Annotated in this window: 22 protein-coding genes; 13 read left to right on the forward strand and 9 right to left on the reverse strand. The window is 74.3% G+C overall.

What is annotated here, in order from left to right:
- Positions 1–80: 80 nt before the first annotated feature.
- From H1A17_RS08885 to H1A17_RS08910, 6 genes are read right to left on the reverse strand one after another with little or no spacing between them, the layout of a single operon-like run.
- Positions 81–1,139: an aspartate kinase gene (locus tag H1A17_RS08885; RefSeq protein ID WP_168222362.1), complete on the reverse strand. Its 1,059-nt coding sequence runs from the start codon at positions 1,137–1,139 to the stop codon at positions 81–83.
- On the reverse strand, positions 1,136–2,206 hold the full coding sequence (locus tag H1A17_RS08890) for an aspartate-semialdehyde dehydrogenase (protein ID WP_240762537.1): 1,071 nt from the start codon (positions 2,204–2,206) through the stop codon (positions 1,136–1,138). The genes H1A17_RS08885 and H1A17_RS08890 overlap by 4 nt, the downstream gene beginning before the upstream one ends.
- Before the next feature lies 1 nt (position 2,207).
- The gene (locus tag H1A17_RS08895; RefSeq protein WP_205789348.1) at positions 2,208–3,248 is read right to left on the reverse strand and encodes a DMT family transporter; all 1,041 of its coding nucleotides are present in this window, start codon (positions 3,246–3,248) and stop codon (positions 2,208–2,210) included.
- A gap of 47 nt (positions 3,249–3,295) precedes the next feature.
- Positions 3,296–4,252 (reverse strand): amino acid ABC transporter substrate-binding protein, encoded by a 957-nt coding sequence (locus tag H1A17_RS08900; protein WP_145917368.1) that lies wholly within the window; start codon positions 4,250–4,252, stop codon positions 3,296–3,298.
- 12 nt (positions 4,253–4,264) lie between these two features.
- Positions 4,265–5,545: a methylaspartate mutase gene (locus tag H1A17_RS08905; RefSeq protein ID WP_194821615.1), complete on the reverse strand. Its 1,281-nt coding sequence runs from the start codon at positions 5,543–5,545 to the stop codon at positions 4,265–4,267.
- A complete protein-coding gene (locus H1A17_RS08910) occupies positions 5,542–5,988 on the reverse strand; it encodes a cobalamin B12-binding domain-containing protein (RefSeq protein WP_145917366.1) in 447 nt (148 codons plus the stop codon). The genes H1A17_RS08905 and H1A17_RS08910 overlap by 4 nt, the downstream gene beginning before the upstream one ends.
- Before the next feature lie 964 nt (positions 5,989–6,952).
- On the opposite strand from H1A17_RS08910, the gene H1A17_RS08915 reads away from it, so the two are divergent.
- The 8 genes from H1A17_RS08915 to H1A17_RS08950 all read left to right on the forward strand — a co-directional run bounded on the left by H1A17_RS08915 (position 6,953) and on the right by H1A17_RS08950 (position 15,625).
- Complete coding sequence (locus H1A17_RS08915) at positions 6,953–7,504, forward strand: SRPBCC family protein (RefSeq protein ID WP_145917365.1); 552 nt, start codon at positions 6,953–6,955, stop codon at positions 7,502–7,504.
- 2 nt (positions 7,505–7,506) lie between these two features.
- Positions 7,507–9,072, forward strand: a complete 1,566-nt coding sequence (locus tag H1A17_RS08920) for a class I adenylate-forming enzyme family protein (protein WP_194821616.1) — start codon at positions 7,507–7,509, stop codon at positions 9,070–9,072.
- Entirely contained in the window at positions 9,069–9,842 is a 774-nt protein-coding gene (locus H1A17_RS08925) for a 2,3-dihydro-2,3-dihydroxybenzoate dehydrogenase (RefSeq protein WP_145917363.1), read from the forward strand. Before H1A17_RS08920 ends, H1A17_RS08925 begins: the two co-directional genes overlap by 4 nt.
- A gap of 20 nt (positions 9,843–9,862) precedes the next feature.
- On the forward strand, positions 9,863–10,510 hold the full coding sequence (locus tag H1A17_RS08930; RefSeq protein WP_305070087.1) for an isochorismatase family protein: 648 nt from the start codon (positions 9,863–9,865) through the stop codon (positions 10,508–10,510).
- Between the two features lie 90 nt (positions 10,511–10,600).
- Entirely contained in the window at positions 10,601–12,568 is a 1,968-nt protein-coding gene (locus H1A17_RS08935; protein ID WP_194821617.1) for a chorismate-binding protein, read from the forward strand.
- 29 nt (positions 12,569–12,597) lie between these two features.
- Positions 12,598–13,071, forward strand: a complete 474-nt coding sequence (locus tag H1A17_RS08940; RefSeq protein ID WP_204958567.1) for an Rrf2 family transcriptional regulator — start codon at positions 12,598–12,600, stop codon at positions 13,069–13,071.
- 239 nt (positions 13,072–13,310) lie between these two features.
- Complete coding sequence (locus H1A17_RS08945; protein ID WP_194821618.1) at positions 13,311–14,537, forward strand: MFS transporter; 1,227 nt, start codon at positions 13,311–13,313, stop codon at positions 14,535–14,537.
- Entirely contained in the window at positions 14,534–15,625 is a 1,092-nt protein-coding gene (locus H1A17_RS08950; protein ID WP_240762535.1) for an NADPH:quinone reductase, read from the forward strand. The genes H1A17_RS08945 and H1A17_RS08950 overlap by 4 nt, the downstream gene beginning before the upstream one ends.
- Positions 15,626–15,715: 90 nt before the next feature.
- Here H1A17_RS08950 and H1A17_RS08955 read toward each other — a convergent pair whose 3' ends face one another.
- Positions 15,716–16,498 carry an SAM-dependent methyltransferase gene (locus H1A17_RS08955; RefSeq protein WP_309236737.1) on the reverse strand — a complete coding sequence of 261 codons (783 nt, stop codon included), beginning with the start codon at positions 16,496–16,498 and terminating at the stop codon, positions 15,716–15,718.
- Positions 16,499–16,684: 186 nt separating this feature from the next.
- Between H1A17_RS08955 and H1A17_RS08960 the strand changes: the two genes are divergently transcribed.
- A complete protein-coding gene (locus H1A17_RS08960; RefSeq protein WP_194821620.1) occupies positions 16,685–17,170 on the forward strand; it encodes a hypothetical protein in 486 nt (161 codons plus the stop codon).
- Here H1A17_RS08960 and H1A17_RS08965 read toward each other — a convergent pair.
- The gene (locus tag H1A17_RS08965) at positions 17,135–19,486 is read right to left on the reverse strand and encodes a glycoside hydrolase family 65 protein (RefSeq protein ID WP_194821621.1); all 2,352 of its coding nucleotides are present in this window, start codon (positions 19,484–19,486) and stop codon (positions 17,135–17,137) included. The two genes, H1A17_RS08960 and H1A17_RS08965, sit on opposite strands and share 36 nt — an antisense overlap.
- A gap of 168 nt (positions 19,487–19,654) precedes the next feature.
- Between H1A17_RS08965 and H1A17_RS08970 the strand changes: the two genes are divergently transcribed.
- Complete coding sequence (locus H1A17_RS08970; RefSeq protein WP_145917357.1) at positions 19,655–20,278, forward strand: phosphatase PAP2 family protein; 624 nt, start codon at positions 19,655–19,657, stop codon at positions 20,276–20,278.
- Between the two features lie 6 nt (positions 20,279–20,284).
- On the opposite strand, the gene H1A17_RS08975 is transcribed toward H1A17_RS08970, so the two are convergent.
- Entirely contained in the window at positions 20,285–21,013 is a 729-nt protein-coding gene (locus H1A17_RS08975) for an A24 family peptidase (protein WP_309236738.1), read from the reverse strand.
- Positions 21,014–21,545: 532 nt separating this feature from the next.
- Here H1A17_RS08975 and H1A17_RS08980 point away from each other — a divergent pair.
- The 3 genes from H1A17_RS08980 to H1A17_RS08990 all read left to right on the forward strand — a co-directional run bounded on the left by H1A17_RS08980 (position 21,546) and on the right by H1A17_RS08990 (position 23,920).
- Positions 21,546–22,106: a hypothetical protein gene (locus H1A17_RS08980; protein WP_194821623.1), complete on the forward strand. Its 561-nt coding sequence runs from the start codon at positions 21,546–21,548 to the stop codon at positions 22,104–22,106.
- Positions 22,100–23,095, forward strand: a complete 996-nt coding sequence (locus tag H1A17_RS08985) for a hypothetical protein (protein WP_375372801.1) — start codon at positions 22,100–22,102, stop codon at positions 23,093–23,095. Before H1A17_RS08980 ends, H1A17_RS08985 begins: the two co-directional genes overlap by 7 nt.
- Positions 23,096–23,269: 174 nt before the next feature.
- On the forward strand, positions 23,270–23,920 hold the full coding sequence (locus tag H1A17_RS08990) for an SAF domain-containing protein (RefSeq protein ID WP_145917354.1): 651 nt from the start codon (positions 23,270–23,272) through the stop codon (positions 23,918–23,920).
- Positions 23,921–23,922: the final 2 nt, after the last annotated feature.

Consider the following 23,922-nt stretch of genomic DNA (forward strand, 5'->3'; position numbering starts at 1 on the left):
GGCCGTACCCATTATGCGCTGCGGATACGGGCACCCCACGGCCCGTGGCGGCCCGGGGACGACGGCCGCCCGGGGGCGGGTCAGGCCACGGCCGCGACCGTGGTGAGGGCCGCGTGCCGCGACCGGGCGACCACCGCCAGCTCGGTCGCCGGTACGAGTTCGTACTCGGGCACCCCGGCGCGCAGCACGGTGAGCAGCTTCTGCCCGGTCACGGTGCAGGCCCTGCCCCGCGCCGCGAGCAGCGCCGGCACGTCGGCGAACGAGCCGGTCGCCACCACCGCGCCACCCACCCGGAGAGTGGCCAGGCCCTCGGCGGCGAGCACCGCCTCGACGGCGTCCGGGTCGTCGCCGGTGAGCACCACCGAACGGGCGTCGGCCACCACCGCGTACGCCGGGTCACCGGTCGGGCCGATCACCGAACCGACCCGGAAGTCACCGGTGTTCAGCCGGCAGGTGACCGTCACGCCGTGCCGGGCGGCCAACTCCACGGCACCGGAGTGCAGCACCTTCGCGCCGGCCCGCGCCATGGTCACCACGTCGGCGTACGCCAGGGTCGGCAGCAGTCGCGCCGCCGGGACCTGCCGGGGGTCGGCGTCGTACACGCCCTCCACGTCGGAGTGGATGTCGCAGCCGGGCAGCCGCAGCGCGGCGGCGACCGCGACCGCGGACAGATCGGAGCTGTTCTTGCCCAGCCAGGTCGGGCGCTGGTGGGCGTCGGCCGCCTGACCGCCGGGCAGCACCAGCGCGTCGGCGGCGGCCAGGTGCCCGTGCAGATAGACCGGGTCGACACCGGTGAGCGCGGCGGCCTGCCCACCCGCCGGGCTGCTGGCCAGGCCGATGTGGTGCGGCGGCAGCAGTTCGGCGCGCAGACCGGCGCGTTCCAGCGCGATCCGCAGCAGGGCCGCGCCGACCGTGTCGGCCAACGGCAGCAGGCCGAGCAGGGCCGGGCTGCTGACCTCGGGGTGCAGTTCGGTGGCGAGGCGACGCAGTTCCTCGGTGGCCCCGGGCATCCCGCTGGTGACGACCACCAGCTTCTCGCCGTCCCGGACCCGCCCGGCGAGGTGGGCGGCGACGGTGTGGAAGTGCTCCGGACCGGCGAAGCTGGAACCACCGAACTTGACCACCCGTACCCGGCTCACCGGACCCCCCTCGCCACCAGCACCTCGGCGATCTGCACCGCGTTCAGCGCGGCGCCGATCCGCAGGTTGTCCGCCACCAGCCAGAACGCCACCCGGTTCGGGTGCTCCGGGTCGACCCGGATCCGCCCGACGTGCACCAGGTCGGGGTCGTCGAGGGTACGTGGGGTCGGCGGCTTGTCGGCCCACACCCGGACCTCGGGCTCGCCGGCCAGCAGCGCGGCCAGCGCACCGGCGTCGACCGGCGCGTCGCAGTCCACCACCACGGTCTCGCTGTGCCCGTTGAGCACCGGCACCCGGACGCAGGTGGCGGTCACGTCCAGCGTCGGGTCGCGGAGGATCTTGCGGCTCTCCTGCCGCATCTTCTGCTCCTCCAGCGTGAACCCGTCGGCGAGCAGCGTGTCGATCAGCGGGATCACGTTGTACGCCAGCGGCACCCCGAACGCCTCGACCGGGCCGGTCCGGGTCGGGTCGTCGGTCGCCGCGGCGGCCTGGGCACGCAGTTCCGTCATGCCCCGGTTACCCCGGCCCGAGGCCGCCTGATAGGTGCTGACGGTGACCCGGCGCAGGCCGTACCGCTGGCGCAGCGGGGCGAGCAGGCGCACCAGGGGAATGGTGGAGCAGTTCGGGTTGGCGATGATGCCGCTGTCCGGCCGCTGGTCCAGCACGTCCGGATTGACCTGCGGCACCACCAGCGGCACGTCCGCCGCCATCCGGAACGCGTTGGTGTTGTCGATGACCAGTGCGCCCTGGGCTGCGGCGCGACGGGCGTGCCGTTCGCTGGTCCCGGTGCCGGCGGAGAAGAACGCCAGCCGTACGCCGGAGAAGTCGTACCGGTCGAGGTCGTGGACGGTGGCGGTGCCGCCCGGCACGTCGACGCGCTGCCCGGCGGAGCGCGCCGACGCCACCGGCACGCACTGGCCGACCGGGAAACCCCGCTGGACGAGCAGGTCGATCAGGGTACGGCCCACCGCGCCGGTGGCCCCGACGACGGCGATCGGCAACGCGGCGCCGGTGACGGCCCGCAGGTCGGTCTCGGGGAGAGCGGGGGTGTCGGTGGAGGATGTCACGTCAGCCCTGCTTTCGAAGGACGGAGTGGGGTGACCCGGCCTCGTCGACGGTCACCAGAGGAGTGGGTGCCCCGGTCGCCACCGGCACCTCGGCCGGTGCGGGCACCTCGGGCCCGGCCGACGCGTCGCCGGGCCCGGGACTCGGCCGGCGGGCGGCCAGCGGTTGCCAGCGCAGCGTCACGCCGAGGCTGGACAGCACGATCAGCACGATGCCGACGATCTCGGCGAGGGTGGGCCGGTGGGCGTAGACGACGACGTCGCAGACGATCGCCACCGCCGGGTTCACGAACGCCACCACCGCGATGGTGGAGCTGGGCAGGTGCGGAACGGCGGAGTAGAGCAGGTGGTAGAGCACGCCGGTGTGGAACACCCCGAGCACCGCCAGCCAGATCCAACTGCTCGCGCCCGGTGCCGGCAGCGCCGCGAAGCGGACGAACGGCAGCAGCAGCGGGATGCCGATCAGCACCTGGATCAGTGCGGTGATCTGCGGCCGTACCCCCTTGAGCTGCTTCGCGGCGATGGTGGCCAGGGCGTAGAGGACGGCGGCGGCCAGCGCGTTGAGGATGCCCAGGAGCTGCCGGGAGTCCAGTCCCCCGCCGCGCAGCGCCGTCCACAGTTCGGTGGTCAGCACCAGCCCGACGAAGGCCAGCACCACCCAGCCGACGTTGGCCCGGGTGAGCCGTTCCTTGAACAGCAGCGCGCCGAGGAACAGCACGTAGAACGGTTGGGTGTGGTAGACGACGGTGGTGATGGTGATCGACGTCTGCTCGAACGAGGAGAACAGGAACACCCAGTTGAACACCAGGCAGACCCCGCCACCGGCGGCGAGCAGCAGGTTGCGCCGGGTCAGCCCGGTGTTGCGGAAGTAGCCGCCGACCAGGCAGGCCACGGCGAGGGCGACCGCGCCCAGCACGCACCGGGCGAAGACCACGTTGAACGCCGGCTGCCCGGATTCGAGGACGAACACCCCGATCGTGCCCCAGCCCGCCATCGCGACGATGATCTGGACCATCGGTGTCCTGCTGCTGCGGTGGTTCTCCATGCTGTCCCTTCCGGTTGCGGTCGCCGCCCCCTCGGCTGCGGCCGTGCTCAGGCGAACGGCGGGGCGTACATCAGGCCGCCGCGCGTCCACAGGTCGTTGAGGCCGCGGGGCACGTCGAGACCGCTGGCCACGCCGAAGCTGCGGTCGTACACCTCGCCGTAGTTGCCGACCTGACCGACGGCGTCGCCGATCCAGGTCCGTGGCAGGCCGAGCGTGTCGCCGAGGCGGGCCTGCGCGTCCAGCAGCGCCGACGCCGCGCCCTGGCCGACGGTGGCCGAGGTCAGGCCCTCCTCCTCGGCGGCGATCAGCGCGAAGATGATCCAGCGGACCGTCTTGAGCCAGTGCGAGTCACCGTCGGCGACCGCCGGGCCCATCGGCTCGCGGGAGATCAGCTCGGGCAGGACGACATGCGCGTCGGGTTCCGGCAGCCGGGTCTTCTCGGCCGCCAGCACCACCCCGTCGCAGACGTACGCGTCGACCGCGCCGTCGCGGTAGCCGGCGAGGGCGTCCGCCGCGTCCGGGTACGGCACCACCTCGACCTCGGCGCCCAGCGGCGCGTAGTAGCGGGCGAGGCTGGCGGCGCTGCTGGTGCCGCCGAGCACCCCGATCCGGCGTCCGGCGAGCTGCGCGGCGGCGGTGACACCCGCCGCCCGGGGCACCAGGAACGCCCCGCCGTCATAGCAGGTGGTGGCGACGAAGGTGGCCCCGAAGCCGGCCTCCCGGGTCACCGTCCAGGTGGCGTTGCAGGTGAGCAGGTCGATGTCGTCCCCGGCGAGGGCGGGCATCCGCTGGTCCGGGGTGAGCGGCACGAACTCGACCGCGTTGGCGTCACCGAGCACGGCGGCGGCCACCGCCCGGGCGGTGTCCACGTCCAGGCCCTGCCACCGGCCGTCGGTGTCGGGGGCGGACAGGCCACGGATGCCGGTGCTCACCCCGGCGCGCACCGCGCCGTGGCGGCGGACCCGGTCGAGGCGGGCGGTCGTGCTGGTCAGGACCGAGGTCATCGGGTCTCCCTGTCAACGGGCCGGGCTCAGGGCCGGCGCGGTCGGCTCGGTGGTCGGGGTGTCGAAGCGGCGCTGGTTGAAGGCGAGCATGTCGATCAGTTCGGCCGAACCGAGGTCGGCGGCGTGGCCGGCGGCGGGTCGCAGCGGCATCCGGCCGGTCCGGGTCCAGCGCAGCGTCCCGTCGGGTTCGACCCGGCTGCGGGCCTGGTTCGCGTTCTCCGGATGCAGGCAGAACGGGACGTCGAGCAGGCCGGTGCCGAACGCCTCGGCGAGCGCTGCACCGGGCTCGGGGTGCAGGTCGAGCACGGCCTCGACGAGCAGCCGCGCCTCCGCGTACGCCGGGGAGTCGGCCGGGTCGAAGGACTGCCGGGTCGGTGCGGCGCAGCCGGCCGCCTGGGTGGCGGCGAACTCCAGTGCGGCGACGTTCTCCGCGACGGTGGGGATGCGGAACGCCTCGGCCGAGGTCTTGACGATCAGCCGGGCGGCCCCGCCGGCCACGGCGAGCCGGACGCTCTCCGCCAGGATCGCGGCGGCACCGGCCGGCGTGCGGGGGAACAGCCCCATGAACGTGTAGACCACCAGGTGCACGTCGCAGTCCGGCAGGAACTCGGCGGCCAGGTGCCGCAGGGCCAGCAGCGCGTCCAGGTCCTGCCCGGGGTTGGTCTGCTGGGCGAAGCTGAGCGACAGGCTGCGTACCCCGTGCCGCCGGAAGAACAGGCCCTCCAGGATGCCCAGCGCGACGAGCAGGGACGGCGGGCAGAGCTGGCCGAGCATGCAGCCGGCGAAGCTCTCCAGGTGGGCGCCCCGCCCGTCGCCCACGGTGGCGAGCAGTTCGCAGCAGGCCGCCCACTCGTCGATCGCCGCCCGCAGCGGCACCCGGCTGTAGGGCAGGCAGTACGAGACGGGCCCGCCCTCGGTGGCGTCGAGGCCGGCGTCGAGCAGGGCGTGGAAGATGCCCAGCGGCAGTGCCGAGCCGTGTCGTACCTGGACCGGGAAGTCGTCGGCGGCGATGTCCTCCAGCATCGCCCGGGTCATCACCGCCCCGTGCGCGACCAGCGGATAGCCGTTGAGGTCGTGTGCGTGCACGAGGGCGCGGGCGGCGCTGGCGTGGTCGCCGACCCGGGTGAAGCTGTCGAGGGTGAGGGTGCCGGCGGTGGTGGCCCGGGCGGCGCGGACGGCGAGCAGGCCGCTGCGCATCTGTTCGGTGGTGGCGAAGCCCATCCGGGGCTGCACCACCAACCGACCGGCGGCCCGGTTGTCGGCCACGTACGACGCGAACCGTCCCCGGGTCACACCGGGCTCGCGGCCAGGTGCGGACGGGCGTGCAGGGTGTGCAGGTGGGCGCGGAAGTCGTCGACGGCCCGGTCGCCGACGAAGACGCCGGTGTACCCGGCGGCGAGCAGGGCGGGCACGTGCCGTCCGTCGGCGGACCCGGCCACGCCGAGGTTGCCGCCGATCACGACGGGGGTGGTGCGGTCGTGCCGGCGCAGCCGGCGGATCAGTTGCCCGCCCTCGACCGCGCCGTGCCCGTTGACGGTGCTGACCACGACCAGGTCGGGCGTGTGCCGCAGGTGGGCGGCGACGAGTTCGTCGACCGGCGTGCAGGCGCCGAGGTTGACCACCCGGAAGCCGTGCTCCTCCAGCAGCAGGTGGAGGTAGACCAGGTTCCAGGTGTGCGAGTCGGAGGGAATGGTGGACAGGACAGCGACCGGTGCGTTGGCCGTTGAGAGGCGCATGCCGAACTCCAGGACACATCGCTAGCGGAAAATCGTCACGGAAAATGGGCACGGCTGGGTCGCCGTAGCCTCCGTACGGAAGCTCGGCGTAAAGTGCCGTTCCATGGTCAGAGAAAGATGATCTGGCTAGCTCAGGCCCGCCATTGCATTGAACACCGCAACTCCCCGTAAGTGGGTGTCTCACACATCTGTCGGTCGCCGAGTCTAGGACGCGACCAGAACCCTGACAAGCAATGTCCCGGTTGACTTCCGGCGGGTCGCCCCCTGCGCACACGGACGGTAGCCAAATCGCCACCGGCATTCCGGGCACGGCCCGCCCGCGCCGCCCGCGGGCCGCTCCCCACCAGCACCGCCCGCCCGGCAGGTCGACACCCTCCGTGGCGCAGGGTGACCGGAACAATCTCTCCCCACCTCCCGCATCATGAGAAGCGGTCGGCGGTTGCACCCGGCGCACCCCTCGACCACCCCCACTGGAGTGATCCAGATCATTCCCGTTGCCGTTCGCTCCCCCGCCGCTCACCCGGGGGAGCCGGGTCGCCGATCCGACATGTGTTCGGCCCGCCCGGCGGCACCCGACCGGGCCCGACACTCGTCGCCACCAATCACGCGTCCCGAATTTCGGGACACTTGAACAGGTCAATTGATGACTAGGGGTCACGGATGACGCCGATCCGCGCCACCCCGGTGGCCAGGGGATAGATAAGGCACGATGGTCCGCTGCACACGGTGACGGGGGTGACCCGGCGTACCGAGATGCGTTGCACGGCCCCCGCGACCGACCTATGGTCTACCCGCACGCCTGATCGACAGTGATCATTGCGGCACTCATAGTCACCGGCGTCACCGCGTCACGGGGGTTCCCCGCACCGCGCGCAGCCGCCGAACGTCCCGGTCGTCGTCGACCGTCCCCGTGCCGTCGCCGCCATTGTGCGGCGGCTCGGCACGCCCTCGGGAGGAGGTTTCCGTGTTGGGTGCGAAAGGCCGTCGCGAATTGTTCTCGGTGCACGGCGAAATCGAGGTGAACGCCACCGGTCAGCACATCTACGAGGTGGTCAGCGACCTACCGGCCAGCGGTCGGTGGAGCCCGGAATGCCGGGGCGGGAAATGGATCTCCGGCACCCCCGGCGCGGTCGGTGCGGTGTTCCGGGGCGACAACGTCCGCAGCGACGACGTGGTGCCCTGGGCGCCCGTGGTCCGGGGCGAGTGGCAGACCACCGCCGAGGTGGTACGCGCCGCACCCGGCCGGATGTTCGCCTGGGCGATGCGCAACAGCGCCGGCGAACGGCAGGAGAGCGTCTGGTCGTACGAGATCAACGCCGCCCCCGGCGGCAGCCTGCTCATCCACCGCTTCCGGATGGGTGCGGCGACCGAGGGCATCCGGGGCATCACCGCCGACCTCGACGCCGAGGCGACCGAGCGGTTCTTCACCCAGTGGACCGAGAAGCTGCGCGGCGACATCGAGCTGACGCTCGCGCGGCTGAAGACCTTCATCGAACAGCCCTCCGGAGGACGGTAGCCATGCTGCTGCAACGCGTCGCCAACCAGGGAATCCGACTCGGCACGGTCTTCGACCGGGCACTCGCCCGGCACCCCGCCAACCTGCTCATCCTCGACCACGACCTGGACGTCGCCCCCGAACTCGGCCGCCGGATCGCCATGGCCGAGCTCGCGGACCTCGTCGACGACCTCGCCTCCCGGCTGTGGGCGGCGCGCATCCGCCCCGGCGACCGGGTGGTCGTCTACAAGTCGGACGGGTTCGACATCCCGCTGCTCGCCGTCGCCGTCGCCCGCATCGGCGCGGTACCGGTGCTGCTCTCGCCCAAGCTGGACGGCGCGACCGTCGCCGAGCTGCTGCGCCGGGCCGCCCCGGCGTACCTGCTCACCGACGGGACGAAGCTGGCCGGCAGCCTGCCCGAGGGCGTCGGCGAACTGGCCGACGGGGTGCTGCTCGCCGCCGGCACCCACCCGGCGGGCACCGCGCTGGCGGAGCTTGCCGGCGTACCCCGGGTCGCGCCGGTGACCATGCCCGCCGACCACCCGTCGCTGGTCACCCACACCTCCGGCACCACCGGCATCCCCAAGATGGCGGTGCACACCGGCTGGTCGCTCCAGGCCCGGTACCGGCCGCAGGCCACCATCGCCGCGCTGGTCCGCCGCCGCGAACCGCTGCTGCTGCACGTGTCGTTCGTGCACTCCCGGGCGATCAGCGCGATGACGCTGGCGTTGTCGCGCGGCGTACCGCTGATCGTGCTCGCGGACGACGACCCGGCGCGGGCCGCCGAACTGCTCACCCGGTTCCGGCCCGGGGTGATCGAGGCGCACCCCAACTCGTTCCTGCGCTGGGAGGAACTGGCCGACGACCCGCGCCGGCCGCTGGCCAGCGTCCGCTACTTCAGCAGCACGTTCGACGCGATCCACCCGCGCACCATCCGCCGGATGCTCGCCGCCTCCGCCCACCGCAACCCGAAGTTCGCCCAGCTGTACGGCCAGAGCGAGACCGGCCCGGTGGTCGGCCGGACGTACAGCAGGCGGTGGGAGCCGGAGCACGACGGACGCTGCGTCGGGGTGCCGTTCCCCGGCATGACCGACATCCGGGTGGTGTCGGTCGACGGCCGCCCCCCGACCCGGGAGTCGCCGGGCCGGATCGAGGCCCGCAGCGACGGGCGGGCGATCACCTTCCTCGGTGAGCCGGAACGCTACGCCGCACAGGTCGACGGGGGCTGGTGGAAGATGGGCGACGTCGGCTACCGCACCCGGTGGGGCTGCCTGCACCTGCTCGACCGCGAGGTCGACGTGGTGCCCGGCTTCGGTAGCACGCTGGTCGCCGAGGACCACCTGCTGGCCCGGATGAGCGACCTGACCGAAGTGATCATCGTGGGCACCGGGGGCCGGCCGGTGCCGGTGGTCTGCACCCGCGACGACAAGCCCCTCGACCTCGACGCCTGGCAGGCGGCGGCCCGGGGGTTGCCGCCGATGGCCGACCCGGTGCACCGCCGGCTGGCCGACCTGCCGCACACCGCCACCACCAAGATCAAGCGGCTGGAGCTGGCCCGGGCGCTCGTCGCCGAAGGTATCGGTCGGTGAGCACCACCGGCACGGCCCTGGTCACCGGCGCGGCCGGCGGGATCGGCGCCGAGGTGGCGCGGGCGCTGGCCCGGCGCGGCACCCCGGTCGCCGCCGTCGACAGCGACGCCGACCGGCTGCGGGCCACCGTGGACGAGGCCCGTTCGGCCGGGCTGCCGCTGACGGCGTACCCGGCCGACGTGCGGGTGGGCGCGGCGGTACGCGACCTGGTGGACACCGTCGAACGCGCGCTCGGGCCGATCGACGCGCTGGTCAACGCCGCCGGGGTGCTGCGCTCGGGCGAGGCCCGCACGCTCACCGAGGAGGACTGGCAGCTCACCTTCGCGGTCAACGCGACAGGGGTGTTCCACACCTGCCGGGCGGTGGCCGACCGGATGGTGCCCCGGCGGCGCGGCACCATCGTCACCGTCGCCTCCAACGCCGCCGGCACCGCCCGCGCCGGCATGTCCGCGTACGGCGCGTCCAAGGCGGCGGCGACCGCGTTCACCAAGGCGCTCGGGCTGGAAGTCGCCCGGTACGGCATCCGGTGCAACGTGGTGGCCCCCGGCTCCACCGACACCCCGATGCTGGCCGCGCTGCTGCCTGACGACGCCGCCCGGCGCTCCACCATCGGTGGGGTGCCGGAGGCGTACCGGGTGGGCATTCCGCTCGGCCGGATCGCCGACCCGGCCGACATCGCCGCCGCCGTGCTGTTCCTCATCTCCGACGACGCCCGGCACATCACCATGCAGCACCTGACCGTCGACGGCGGCGCCACGCTCGGCGTCTGAGCCTGACCGAGGAGGCAACCGTGGGCATCCCGGACACCATCCGGTACGACCTGCCCGAACTGCCCGGCAACACCGTCGGCTGGGTGCCCGACCCGGCCCGCGTGGTGCTGCTCGTCCACGACATGCAGGGCTACTTCCTGCGCCCGTTCCCGCCCGACGCGCAGCCGGGCCGGGCCCTGCGGCACAACGCGGCCCGGCTGCGCGCCCGCTGCGCCGAGCTGGGGGTGCCGGTGGCGTACACCGCGCAGCCGGGCTCGATGACCCCCCTCCAGCGGGGCCTGCTCGCCGACTTCTGGGGGCCGGGGATGACCGCCGAGCCGCAGCAGCGCCGGGTCGACCCGGCGCTGGCCCCCGCCGTCGGGGACTGGGTGTTCACCAAGTGGCGGTACAGCGCGTTCCACCGCACCGACCTGCTGGACCGCATCCGCGCCGCCGGCCGCGACCAGCTCGTCGTCTGCGGCGTGTACGCGCACGTCGGCGTGCTGGCCACCGCCTGCGACGCGTTCTCGCACGACATCGAGACGTTCGTGGCCGCCGACGCGGTGGCCGACTTCACCGCCGACGACCACCGGATGGCCCTGACCTACGCGGCGAACCGGTGCGCCGTGGTCGCCGACACCGACACCCTGCTCGCCACGCTGTCCGTCAGCACCGCCGCCCGCGCCTGAGCACGGTTCGGCCCGCACCCACCGTCCCACCACCGACCGGCCGGCCCCTGCACCGGCCGGTCGGCCACCCACCACGAGAGGAGGCGGCCGATGTTCGCGGAGCACCGACCAGCGCCGTCCGGACCGGTCGCGCTGCCACCCGTCGACCGCGCCGGGTGCCACGGACCGTTCGCCCTGCTGCACCGGCCGTACGCGCACGAGTACGGCTGGGTCGACGTGCTCGCCGGCCCGGTCGCCCCGGTCGACCGGCTGGCCGAACTGCCCCTGCCCGAGCCGGCCGGCCCGGCCGGAGCCGAGGACCTGCTGGTCCTGATCCCCTACCGGCAGCTCGCCGAGCGGGGGTTCGACGCCCCCGACGACGGCACCCCGCTGCTGGCGATGCGGGTCGAGCAGCAGGAGGTGCTGCCGCTGGCCGAGGTGCTGCGGCGCATCCCCGACGGCGAGATCCCGGTCGGCCCCGGCGACTACGACCTGTCCGACGCCGCGTACGCCGGGCTGGTGCGCGCGGTGCTCGACGCCGAGATCGGCAGCGGCCAGGGGGCCAACTTCGTCCTCAAGCGCACCTGGATGGCCGACCTGGGCGGGGACCCGCTGACCGCCGCGCTGCGGTTGTTCCGCCGGCTGCTCGCGGCGGAGAACGGCGCGTACTGGACGTTCCTGGTGCACACCGGCGACCGGACGCTGGTCGGGGCGAGCCCGGAACGGCACGTCAGCCTGGCCGGCGGGCGGGCCGTGATGAACCCGATCAGCGGCACCTACCGGTACCCGGAGTCCGGGCCGACCCTGCCCGGCGTGCTCGACTTCCTCGCCACCTCCAAGGAGACGGCCGAGCTGTTCATGGTCGTCGACGAGGAACTGAAGATGATGGCCCGGATCTGCCCGGACGGCGCCCGGGTCCGGGGCCCGTACCTGCGGGAGATGGCCCGGCTCGCGCACACCGAGTACCTGGTCGAGGGGGGCACCGACGCGGACGTGCGGGACGTGCTGCGGGAGACGATGTTCGCCCCGACCGTGGTCGGCAGCCCGTTGCAGAACGCGACCCGGGTGATCGGCCGGTACGAGCCGACGGGTCGCGCCTACTACAGCGGCACGCTGGCCCTGATCGGCCACGACGGGGACGGCCGCCGGACGTTGGACTCGACGATCGTGATCCGGACCGCCGACATCGACTCCGGTGGCCGGCTGCGCCTGTCGGTCGGCGCGACGCTGGTGCGCGACTCGGACCCGGTGGCGGAGGCGGCGGAGACCCGGGCGAAGGCCGCCGGCCTGCTGACCGCCCTGCACGCCCAGCCGGTCGGCGGGCTGGCCGGGCATCCGGGGGTGCGGCGGGCACTGCGGCAACGCAACGAGCGGGTGGGCCGGTTCTGGTTGGCGTCCGACCAGCCCGACGCCGGGGACCCGTACCGGGCCGGTGACGCCGATCCGGTGCTCGACGGCCGGCGGGTGCTGGTGGTCGACGCGGAGGACACCTTCGCCGTCATGCTCGGCCAGCAACTGCGCTCGCTGGGGCTTCACGTGACGGTAAGCCGGCACGACGAGCCGTTCACCGTCGACGCGTACGACCTGATGGTGCTGGGGCCCGGTCCGGGTGACCCGCGCGACGGCGGCGACCCGAGGGTGCGGCTGCTGCGGGACACTATCGGCACGCTGCTGGCCGGTCGCCGCCCGTTCCTCGCGGTGTGCCTGAGCCATCAGGTGCTGTGCGACCTGCTGGGCATTCCGCTGCACCGGCTGCCGGTGCCCAACCAGGGGGTGCAGAAGGAGATCCGGCTGTTCGGCGTGCCACACCGGGTCGCCTTCTACAACACCTTCACCGGGCGCTGTCCCACCTCGCTGCTGCCGCATGGGCGGCACGCCGAGACGGTGCAGGTGAGCCGCGACCCGGCGACCGGTGAGGTGTACGCGCTGCGGGCGGCCGGGTTCGCGTCGGTGCAGTTCCATCCGGAGTCGATCCTGACCGAGGACGGGGTGGGCATTCTGCGGGAGCTACTGCGGGTCCTGCCGCAGCCGGGGGCGGGACGCGCGTATTCGGCCGTCGGCGTCGACTTCCGCGGCTAACCAGGACGTGTACTATCCAGGTTATGCGGATGAGCGAGCAGGTCGAGTGGGGGCTGCACTGCTGCCTGACCCTCGCCTGGATCGGCGGCGAACACCCGATGCCCGCCGTCCGGCTCGCCGAGTGGTTCGAGCTGCCCCCGGCCTACCTCACCAAGTGCCTCCAGGCCCTGACCAGGGCCGGCATCCTCCAGTCGGTGCCCGGCGCACGCGGTGGGTTCCGGCTCGCCCGCCAACCGGCGGACGTGACCGTGATGGACGTGACGGTGGCGATCGAGGGGGCCGACAACCCGTTCCGGTGCACCGAGATCCGCCAGCGCGGCGCGGGGGTCGACCCCTCCGCGCCGGAGTTCCGCACCCCGTGCGCCATCAGCACCGTCATGCACCGCGCCGACCTGGCCTGGCGACGCGAACTGGCCGGCCACACCCTGGCCGACCTGCTCGCCTCGGCACCGGCGGAGGCGGCCGAACGCACCCGTCGCCGCTACGCGCTGCTGCGCGGCTGACGCCCCGGCCGCCACCCACGCGCCCGCCGGCCGACCGTCGGCCCACGTACCCGCCGCCGGCCAACGGTCCACCCGCGACCGGCCGGGGTCCACCCGCGACCGCACCACCGCCCCGCGGTCCCGGCCGCCGGGTGCGGGCGGTTCCCCCACCGTCCGCACCCGGTGGTCGTCCACACCCGAATCCCGTGCCCGGCGCGCTCCGCCGCGCCGCCGCATGCCGTCCCGCATCCGGAGACCTCATGTCCCACCTGCACACCCGCACCGGCCCGGCGCCGGCCACCACCGCCGGGCCCGGCCGGGGCCTGCGCTTCACGCTGATCCTCGCGACCGGCACCTTCGCCGTCGGCACCGACGCGTTCGTGGTCGCCGGGCTGCTGCCCGACATGGCCGCCGCGCTGCGGGTCTCCACCGCCGCCGCCGGGCAGTCGGTGACGGTCTTCGCCATCTCGTACGCGGTCCTCGCCCCGGTGCTGTCCACCCTGACCGCCCGGCTGCCACGCCGTACCCTGCTCGTCGCCGCGCTGCTGGTGCTCGCCGCCGGCAACCTGCTCTCGGCCGCCGCCGACACGCTGCCGGTGCTGATCGTCGGGCGGATCGTCGCCGCCGCCGGCGCCGCCGCGTACACCCCGAACGCGGGTGCGGCCGGCGCCTCCCTGGTCCCACCGGCGCTACGCGGGCGGGCCCTGGCCGTGGTGATCGGCGGACTCACCGTCGCCACCGCGCTGGGCGTCCCGCTGGGCGGGCTGACCGGCCGGTGGCTCGGCTGGCGGGCCGCGCTCGTCGCGGTGGCCCTGCTGGCACTCGCCGTCGCGGTGGCCGTCCGGCTGGCGATGCCCGCCCTGCCCGGTGCAGCGGCGGTGCCGCTACGCGCCCGGTTGACCGCGCTGCGCCGGCCGGCCGTGCTCGCCGTGCTGCCGCTCACCGTGATCGGGATGGCCGCCGCCTACACGGTGTACGCCTTCGCGGTGCCCACCCTCGGCGCGCTCGGCGTCGGCGCGTACCAGGTCAACCTGATGCTGCTGCTCTACGGGGCGGGTGCGGTCGTCGGCAACGTCGCCTCCGGCTACGCCACCGACCGGTGGGGCGCGGTGCCGGTGCTGGCCGTCGGGTACGCCGCGATGGTCGTCTCGCTGGGCGTTCTCGGGCTGCTCAGCACCGCCGGGTCCGCGCCGATGCCCGTGGTCGGGCTGCTGGTCGGCGTGTGGGGCGCGGCGAGCTGGTGCCAGACCCCGGCGCAGCAGCACCGGTTGATCGCCGCCGCGCCGCAGCAGGCCCCGCTGGTGGTGTCGCTGAACTCGTCGGCCATCTACCTCGGCATCGGCCTGGGCACCACCGCCGGTGGGGCGGCCCTCGCTTCCGGCGTGGCCGCCATGTACGCCCTCGGCGCGGCCGGGGCGGTACTGGCCCTGCTGGTGCTCCACCTCGGACAGTGGATCACCCGGCGTACCCCGGCGGTGGCGTCGTGACCGGCGCGACCGGGCCCGGCCGGGGCCCCACCGCCCGACCGACGCCGGGCGTGGGCCGGTCGGCCCCGCCGACACCCCGGACCGACCGGCCCGGCGCGCCGGGCACCACGACCGCCGCGTACGTGGACCGCACCGGGCCGGCCGGGTCGATCCGGGTCGGCCCGCTGCCCGCGCCCGAACCGATGCCGACCGAGGTGCTGGTCAGGGTCGAGGCGAGCCCGGTGAACCGGGTGGACACCTTCGTCCGCTCGGGCGCGTTCCGCACCCCGCTGACCTTCCCGTTCGTCATCGGGCGGGACCTGGCCGGCACGGTGCTGCGGGTCGGCACGGCCGTCACCGGCTTCGCGCCGGGTGACCGGGTGTGGTGCAACAGCATGGGTCACGCCGGCCGGCCCGGTGCCGCCGCCGGGCGGGTGGCGGTGCCCGCCGAACGGCTCTACCCGGTGCCGGCCGGGGTGGACCCGTTGACCGCGGTGGCGGTGGCGCACCCGGCGGCGACCGCCTACCTCGCCCTGGTCACCCATGCCCGGGTCCGGCCGGGCGAGGTGGTGCTGGTGATCGGCGCGGGCGGCAACGTGGGCAGCGCCGCGGTCACCCTGGCCCGCGCCGCCGGGGCCCGGGTGGTGGCCACCGCGCACCCCCGCGACGCCGACCACTGCGCCGCTCTCGGCGCGGAGCCGGTGATCGACTACCGGGACGCCGACTGGGCCGCGCAGGTCCGCCGGGCCTGCCCGTCCGGGGTGGACGTGGTGCTGGACGCGGCCGGGGTCAACGACCTGACCAGCACCGTCGGCCTGCTCGCCGCCCGGGGCCGGGTGCTGGTGCTGGCCGGCCTGGGCACCACCCCGACGCTGCCCGCCGGTGAGCTGTACCTGCGCGACGGCGCGGTGCTGGGCTTCGTGATCTCGCACGCCACCGTCGCCGAGTTGGCCGACGCGGCGCGGGCGATCAACGCGTTGCTGGCCGACGGCCGGCTGCGGGCCCGGACCGTCGAGACGCTCCCGCTGGCCGACGCCGCCGAGGCGCACCGCCGCGCCGAGGACGGCCTGCACGGGGTGCGCACCCTTCTGCTGCCCACCCCACCCTGACCACCACCGGACCGGCCGGACCGGTGGCGGCGGACCGGGCGGCCGGCCCGGGAACGGCGGGCCCGTCGTGCGGCCGGCCCGGTCCGGCGGTCAGCGGCGCAGGCCCATCCCGGCGTAGCCGTGGGAGATCCGCTCCCGGGGTTCCCCGTCGGGCCGCCACTCGGCCACCCGGACCAGCCCCGGATCGACCAGGTCGTAGCCGTCGAGGAAGCGCAGCACGTCGGCGTGCGGGCGGGGCACCAGCGGGGCGCTGCTGCGCTGGTAGACCGCCTGCCCCTGCTGGGTGGGCAGCGGCGGGGCACCGTCGGTGGTGAGATGGGAGACGACCAGCGGGCTACCGGAAACCGTCGCGTCCCGCAGCCGGGCGACGGCGTCCCACGGCTGCTCGGCGTCGGTGACGAAGTGCAGCACCGCCACCAGCAGCACGGCCACCGGACGGTCGAGGTCGATCGCCGCCCGGACGTCGGGGTGCGCCAGCAGTTCGTCCGGCCGGCGCAGGTCACCCCGGACGACGGTGGTCCGCCCGTCGGTCGGCAGCAGCCGCCGGGCGTGCGTGACGGCGACCTCGTCGTAGTCGACGTAGACCACCGTCGAGTCCGGGGCGACCTGACGGACGATCTCGTGCACGTTGCCCTGGGTGGGCAGCCCGGCACCGATGTCGAGGAACTGGCGTACGCCCAGCTCGGCGGCGTGCCGGACGGCCCGGCGCAGGAAGTGCCGGTTGGCCTGGGCGGCGATCCCGGTGTCCGGGAAGATCCGCAGGATCTGCTCGGCGGCGGCCCGGTCGGCGGCGAAGTTGTGGCACCCGCCGAGGTAGTAGTCGTACATCCGGGCCACGTTCGGTCCCTGCTCGGCGTCGGTCGGCGCGGTCACCGGCCCTCTCCCTCCACTCGCGTCGTCGCTGCGGGACGACCCGCCGCCGGGCGGCGGGCACCCCGCGCCCTGATGTCTAGCACCCGGGGCGACGACATGTTGACCCCCCGTGTCGGCGAGCCGGCAGCACACGACCGTCACCTGCCGGTATGACGGTGACACCGACTGTCGGCGAGGAGGCATCCGATGAACACTGCCCGGGAGACCGTGGAGGTGGACCCGGCCCTGTTCCGGGCCGTGTACGACTCACCCGCCTCGCTGCCGGGGCGGCACCGCTGGACCACCCCGGAACACGACGTACGCCGGCTGGAGAAGCTGCTCGGGATGCCGGCGCAGAGCATCGGCGCGCCCCTGTGGGTCAGCGGCGACGAGCCGGACTGCTCCAAGTGCGGACGCCGGACCACCTGGCTGGACATCGTCGCCTCGGCCCTCAAGGGGGTGCACGACCCGCTGATGATCGCCACGGTGATCCTCGGTGACCGCCGCTACGTCAACACCGAGATCCCGGACGCGATCGCCGGGGTGCACTGCCTCGACTGTCACACCCCGGTCACCGGCCTGCGCAGCTTCAAGTGCCACAACTGGGCGTACGCCTTCGAGGAGCTGGCGGTGGTACGGGAGCGGATGCGGGGCGGGTCAAGCCCGGCGGGCGGGCCGCCGGCCGTGCGGTGACGGCGGTTCCGGCCCCGGGTCGGGCACCTGCGGCAGGGGCCGGGTGACCGCCGCCGCGCCGGTGACCGTGACCGGTTCCCCGGCGTGCCGCAGCGCAACGGTCGTCTCCGGGTCGGCGTCGGGCAGTTCGTAGCGGGCCCCGTCGCGGGTCAGCGTGACCCGCAGCCGCTGCCCGTGCCAGCGCAGGTGGAAGGTGAGCCGGTCGATCCGGGCCGGCAGCCGGGGGGCGAACGACAACTCGCCGGTGTCGTCGCGCAGCCCGCCGAAGCCCTCCACCACCGCCGTCCACGTCCCGGCCAGCGCGGCCAGGTGCAGCCCGTCGCCGGTCTTGTCGCCGAGGTCGGCGAGGTCGTGCAGTGCCGCCTCGGCGAACAGGTCGTACGCCAGGTCCAGGTGGCCCAGTTCGGCGGCGAGCACCGCCTGGGAGCCGGCGGACAGCGACGAGTCGCGGACGGTACGGGCCTGGTAGTAGGCGAAGTTGCGGGCCTTGGCCTCGGCGGTGAACTCCCCCGGGCAGCGCTGCATGGCCAGCACCAGGTCGGCCTGCTTGACCACCTGCCGCCGGTACAGCTCCAGGTAGGGGTAGTGCAGCAGCAGCGGGTAGTCGTCGTCGGTCATCGCCGCGAAGTCCCACTCGGGTTGCCCGGTGAAGCCCGCCGCCTGCTGGTGCACCCCGCGCTTGTGGTCGTAGGGCAGGTGCACGGCGTCGGCCGCGGCCCGCCAGCCGGCGATCTCCGCCGGGTCGACGCCGAGCGCGGCGGCCCGCTCCGGGTACCGTCCGGCAGCGTCGGCGGCGCCCCGCAGGTTGCGCCGGACCATCAGGTTGGTGAAGACGTTGTCGTCGACCAGGGCGGCGTACTCGTCGGGGCCGGTGATGCCGGTGACGTGGAACGCGCCGTCGTCGGACCAGTGGCCGTAGCCGGCCCACAGCCGGGCCGTCTCGACCAGCAGTTCCAGCCCGGTGTCGGCGAGGAACTCCTGGTCGCCGGTGACCGTGACGTAGCGCAGCACCGCGTCGGCGATGTCGGCGTTGACGTGCAGGGCGGCGGTGCCGGCCGGCCAGTAGCCGGAGCACTCCCGGCCGCCGATGGTCCGCCAGGGGAAGGTGGCCCCGGTCAGCCGCAGCTCGGCGGCCCGCTCCCGGGCCTGCGGCAGGTGGGCGTGCCGCCAGCGCAGCGCGCCCCGGGCCACCCCGGGCAGCAGGTACGTCAGCACCGGCAGCACGTAGCTCTCGGTGTCCCACAGCACGTGCCCGTCGTAACCGTTGCCGGTGAGTCCCTTCGCCGCGATGGTCCGGTCGCCGTCGACCCGGCCCGCCTGGAGCAGGTGGAACACGGAGAACCGGACGGCCTGCTGGAGTTCCGGGTCGCCGTCGATCTCCACGTCGGCGGTGCGCCACCGCCCGTCGAGCACGGCCCGCTGGTCGGCCAGGAGCGCGTCGAACCCGTGCCGGCGGGCGGCGTCGGCCTCGGCGGTGACCAGGTCGGCCAGCTCGTCGGGGGTGCCGCCGTCGACCGCGGCGCACTCGTACGCGGCGTACTTGGTCAGGCGGAGCCGCTCGCCCGGAGCGAGCCGGCCCTCGACGGTCGTGCGCAGCCGGTCCGGGGTGTGGTCATCGCCGTCGGTGAACCCCGCCGGGGCGTCCGTCTCGTGGGTGACCGCGACGGCGACCCGTTGGGCGCTGCGGTCGGTGCGGTGCACCAGCACGCCCCGGTGGCCGTCGGGGCGGTGCAGCTCGGCGTCGAGCGGGTCGTGCACGACCGAGGCGGCCCGGGGGTCGTCGGCGCGTTCGGGCACCCGCTCGTTGGCCAGCACGTCCGAGCAGACCCGGATCTCGACCGGCCGGTCGTCCAACGGTTCGATCTCGTAGCGGACGGCGGCGACGGCGTGCCGGGGCAGCGAGACCAGCCGGGTGCTGCGGACCCGTACCCCGTGCCCGGCCGGTGAGATCCACTCGGTGTGCCGTTCCACCACGCCGGCCCGCAGGTCGAGGGTGCGCTCGTGGGCGCGGACGGTGCCGGTGCGCAGGTCGAGGGGTTCGCCGGCCACCCAGAGCCGGATCAGGGCGGCGTTGGGCGCGCTGATCACGGTGTCGCTCTCCTGCGGGAAGGCGTACCCGTCCTCGGGGTAGCTCTGTCGCCGCCGCTCGTGGAACCCGTTGAGGTAGCTGCCCGGCATGCCGTAGGGCTGGCCCTCGTCGAGGGTGCCCCGCCAGCCCACCCAGCCGTTGGACAGGGCGAACACCGACTCGGTCTCGCCGAGCCGGTCCAGGTCGGTGGCGGTCCGCCGGATCTGCCAGGTCTCGTCCGTCTGCACGGCGGGGAGGTACCCGGCGGCGGTGGGCGGCCAATCGCGGGGGCCGCTGTGAACTCGCTGTGACGGGGGCGGGGGTCCGCTCCGGCATCGCGCACCATGTGACCGGTCCACCCGTTTCCTGTGCCCCGATGGGCCTAAAAGAGGTATGACACTTTGGTGAGGTGAGTGATGAACCAGACGATTGCCACAGACATTCCCGATATCAGCGAAGAGTGGTACCGCGACGTCGTCGACGTGGCCGATGCCGCCCCGGCCCCGGCGCAGTGGTTCGCGGTGCACTTCACCGAGGCGGTGATCCTGCTGCTCGGCCTGATGCTGGTGGCCGTCGCCGTGCCCCGGCTGCGCCGGCCAGACCCGTGGGGCCGGGCTCTCGCCCTGGTCGCGCCGGCCACCGTCATCCTGGCGTACGGGTGCAGCGAGCTACTCAAGTCGCTCGTCGACGAGGAGCGGCCCTGCCGGGGGGCGGTCACCATCCTGGCCGCACCGTGCCCGCCGACCGGTGACTGGTCCTTCCCGAGCAACCACGCCACGATCGCCGGGGCGCTGGCCACCGCCGTCCTGCTGCTGTCCCCACGGTGGGGTCTGCTGGCCGCCCCGCTGGCCCTGCTCGCCGCGTTCTCCCGGGTCTTCGTGGGCGTGCACTACCCGCACGACGTCCTCGCCGGCCTGCTGCTCGGCCTGGCGGTGACCCTGCTGGTCACCCTCCCGGCGGCCCGGCCCCTCGCCGAGATGCTGCGCCGGCACGCCGACCCGGCCGCCCGGGAGGTCGACCGGGGTCAGCGGGTCGGCTGAGCCGGGTCAGCCGACCAGCAGGAGCGCGGCACAGGTGCCGGCGACCAGGAACGGCCCGAACGGCAGGTGGCTCGACCACCCGACCCGGCGACTGGCCAGCAGCACCACCCCGACCAGCGCCGACAGCAGGAAGGTCAGCACCAGCCCGGTCACCACCACCCCCCACCCCTGCCAGCCGAGCAACGCCCCCACCCCGAGCGCGAGCTTGGCGTCGCCCAGGCCGAAACCCCGCCGGCCGAGCAGCAGCGTGGTGGTGGCGAAGGCCAGACCGAGCGCCACCCCGGCGGTCACCGCCCGCAGCCACGCCCCGGCACCCGCCCCGGTCGCCGCGGCCACCCCGAGCAACGCCCAGGTGCCGACGGCGGCGGGCCAGGTGAGCCGGTCCGGCAGCCGATGCACCGCCAGGTCCACGAGTACGAGCGGGACCGCGCAGCCGAGCCACCAGGCCAGCGCGACCCGCTCGCCCAGCGGCCCGTCGACCAGCACCAGCACCGCCGCGGCCACCACCAGCAGCGCCTCGACCGCGAACGGCGCGGCACCGACCCGGCCCGCGCAGGCCGGGCAGCGGGCCGTCGGCCCGAGCGCCGGCAGCGGCCGGTCCAGCCCGACCGCGGCGCCGCAGCCGTCGCACCCCACCCGGTCGGCCACCCCCGGGGGTACGGCGTACCGGGCGACCGCGAGCCGCAGCACCGGCGCGACCGTCAGCGCCCCGGCCAGTCGGCGGAGGACGGACACGGAGCGTGACGTCCGGACGGGGTCGACGTAACGGTCCGATATCAGGTCGGCGTCCTCAGTGGAGACCTGAGCATCCCCCACCCCGCCGGGCGCTTCCGGGGCATCGACCGCGACCTTCGGGGAACGGATCGGACCAGCCCGCTCGACCCGTCCCATATCCTCCGGCGACGCAGGCGGTTCGCCGACCGGGCCGACCCGATCGGTGGGCACCGGCCCGCGATCGGTGGGCACCGGTGGCACCGGCCGGACACCCTGGACATCGCCCACCTTCGGTCACTCCTGCCCATCACGGTGAGTGCTCGGATGAATTGCCTCTGTTGCATCGGCGCACGTCAGCCTATGCTCGCCCCTTGGGTACGACGCAACCCCGAGCAGCCGCGTCGGACGCCAGAACCCACCCATCCGCACAGATCCGCACAGGTAAATGCCGCAGCACCCGGAACTGTCCGATCGACATCATCCCGGAGTACCGCCGCATGCCCGGAGGCCGCCACGATCGTCGCCACCGGGTGCCACCGAGGAGGGCACGGCAATGCGTACAGGGCGATCCCGCCACTGGACCAGCTGCCTGGTCGTCGCCGTGGTGGCCGCCCTCGCCGGCTGCGCGGACCCGCCGGAGACGACCTCCGGCCCCGCCCCCCGACCGGCCAGCGACGACCGCCCAACCACCGAGGCGGAAAAGGCGGCCGAGCGGGCCGCGCTGGCCGCGTACGCCGGATACCTGGAAGCCTCCCGGGAGGCGAGCCGGGACAGCGACCCTTTCTATCCGAAGCTGACCCGGTTCCTGGGCGACCCGCTGCTCACCCGGGTCCGGGTGGCGATCGACGACGCCCGCCGGCACGGCGCCATCCGCACCGGGACGTTGAAGTCGGAGCCCTCCGTCACCTCGGTCAGCCTCGACGGCCGCCCGGCGACGGTGGAGATCCAGGACTGCCTGGACGCCACCGGCTACCGGCTGGTCTACCGCAAGGACAAGCGGGTGGTGCCCGGCTCGGCCGGCACCCGGCACCTGGCGACCGCCACCGCGACCCGTTACCCGGACGGCCGCTGGCTGATCAACGCCGGTGCCGCCCACGAGGACCAGCCATGTTGACCCGGGAAGGAACGCCCGTGCCGACCCATTCCGCCACCCTGCCCCCGGCCGGCCCCGAGCCCGCCGCCCGCCGTCTGCTCCGACCCGTCGGCGGCCTGCCCCGCCGGGTGCTCGCCGGCCTGCTGCTGGCCGCGCTGGTGGCCGTGGCCGCGCCACCGGCCCCGGTGCAGGCGGCCGGCCCGGGGGTGGAGTGTCCACCGGGCCAGAACGACTGCAGCATCTGGGACGACGACCCGGGCACCCCCGGTGACCCGGGCGGTGGCACCGGACCGGGCAGCCCGAACAGCCCCGGCGCCACCCCGAAGTGCCAGTGGAACGGCAAGCCGCTGCCCTGCTACAACCCGCAACTCGGCTGGTTCGACAACGCCAGCGGCTGCTACTACAAGGTCGCCGAGCCGCAGGAGGAAGCCCCCGAGGGCCAGGTGTGGTACGTCCAGACCTGCAACGGCGGTGATCTGGGCGCGCAGTCGACGGTGCTGCGCGACGAGCCGCCGCCGGGGTTCGGCACCCCGCCCGACCCGGAGGAACTGGCCCGCCGGGCGCTCGCCTCGATCAGCCTGCTGCCGCCCCGGACCTCGGTGGCCCCCCGGCGCAGCGTGGGCCCCGGCCTGGTCGGCCTGCCGGTCTGGATGTGGGCCAGCACCGGTCGGAACTACTTCGGCCCGCTCTACGCCTCGGCCAGCGACCGGGGCCTGACCGTCACCATCACCGCCCGGGTGCAACGGACCGTGTGGGACATGGGCAACGGCAAGAAGATCACCTGCCGGACTCCCGGCACGCCGTACAAGGCGACCGGCCCGAACGCCGGCAAGAAGTCGCCGACCTGCGGCTACGACGGTTACGCCAAGGCCGGCAACTACCGGGTCAGCGCCACCACCTTCTGGAACGTGCACTGGGTCGGCGGTGGCCGCAGCGGCGACATCGCGCAGACCCGCACCAGCGGCGTCATCGACATCCAGATCAAGGAACTCCAGGTGGTGACCCGATGAGCGCCGGCTGTACCACGGTTTTGCGAGCCCCGCAGTCGCGGAACGGAGATCGCCCAGTGAGCGCGAGGAGTGAGCCGGTGTTGCGAGCCCCGCAGTCGCGAACGGAGATTGTCCAGTGAGCGCGAGGAGTGAGCCGGTGTTGCGAGCCCCGCAGTCGCGAACGGAGATTGTCCAGTGAGTCTGGCCACCCGCGATGGAGTTCCGGTGGATGCGCCGATCGCCCCGCCCAAGGTGGTCCGGCAGCGCCGTACCCGGCCCGGCCTGCTCGGGCTCGCCGTGCTGCTGATCGCGTTGGGTGGTCTCGGCGCGGCCTTCGCGGTCACCTCGGTGCGGGCCACCGGCAGCTACCTGGCCGTCGCCCGCCCGGTCGAGGTGGGCCGCGTCCTGACCGCCGACGACCTGGTCAGCGTGCAGGTCTCCGGGGGCGCGGGGCTGTCCCCGGTGCCGGCGAAGAAGCGCGACGAGGTGGTCGGCAAGCGGGCCGCCGTGTCGCTGGTCCCCGGGTCGCTGCTCACCATGGCGCAGCTCACCGACGCCCCGCTGCTCAGCCAGGGGCAGCAGCAGATCGCGCTGGGCCTGGAGCCGAGCAAGGTGCCGGCCCGCAAGCTGCACCCCGGTGACAAGGTGTTGCTGGTCAGCACCCCGGACGAGGATTCCGACAACACGCCGTCGTCGACCCGGTTCACCGCCACGGTGATCGACACCCTCACCCCGGAGAACGACGACGTGGTGATCTACCTGGCGCTCGCGGTCCGGGACGTCCCGGCGGTGGTGGTGCTGGCCGCGCAGGAGCGGATCGCCCTCGTGCTGACCGAGGCGGCCTGACC

Source organism: Micromonospora sp. S-DT3-3-22 (assembly GCF_015354745.1).
Classification (GTDB): domain Bacteria; phylum Actinomycetota; class Actinomycetes; order Mycobacteriales; family Micromonosporaceae; genus Micromonospora; species Micromonospora wenchangensis.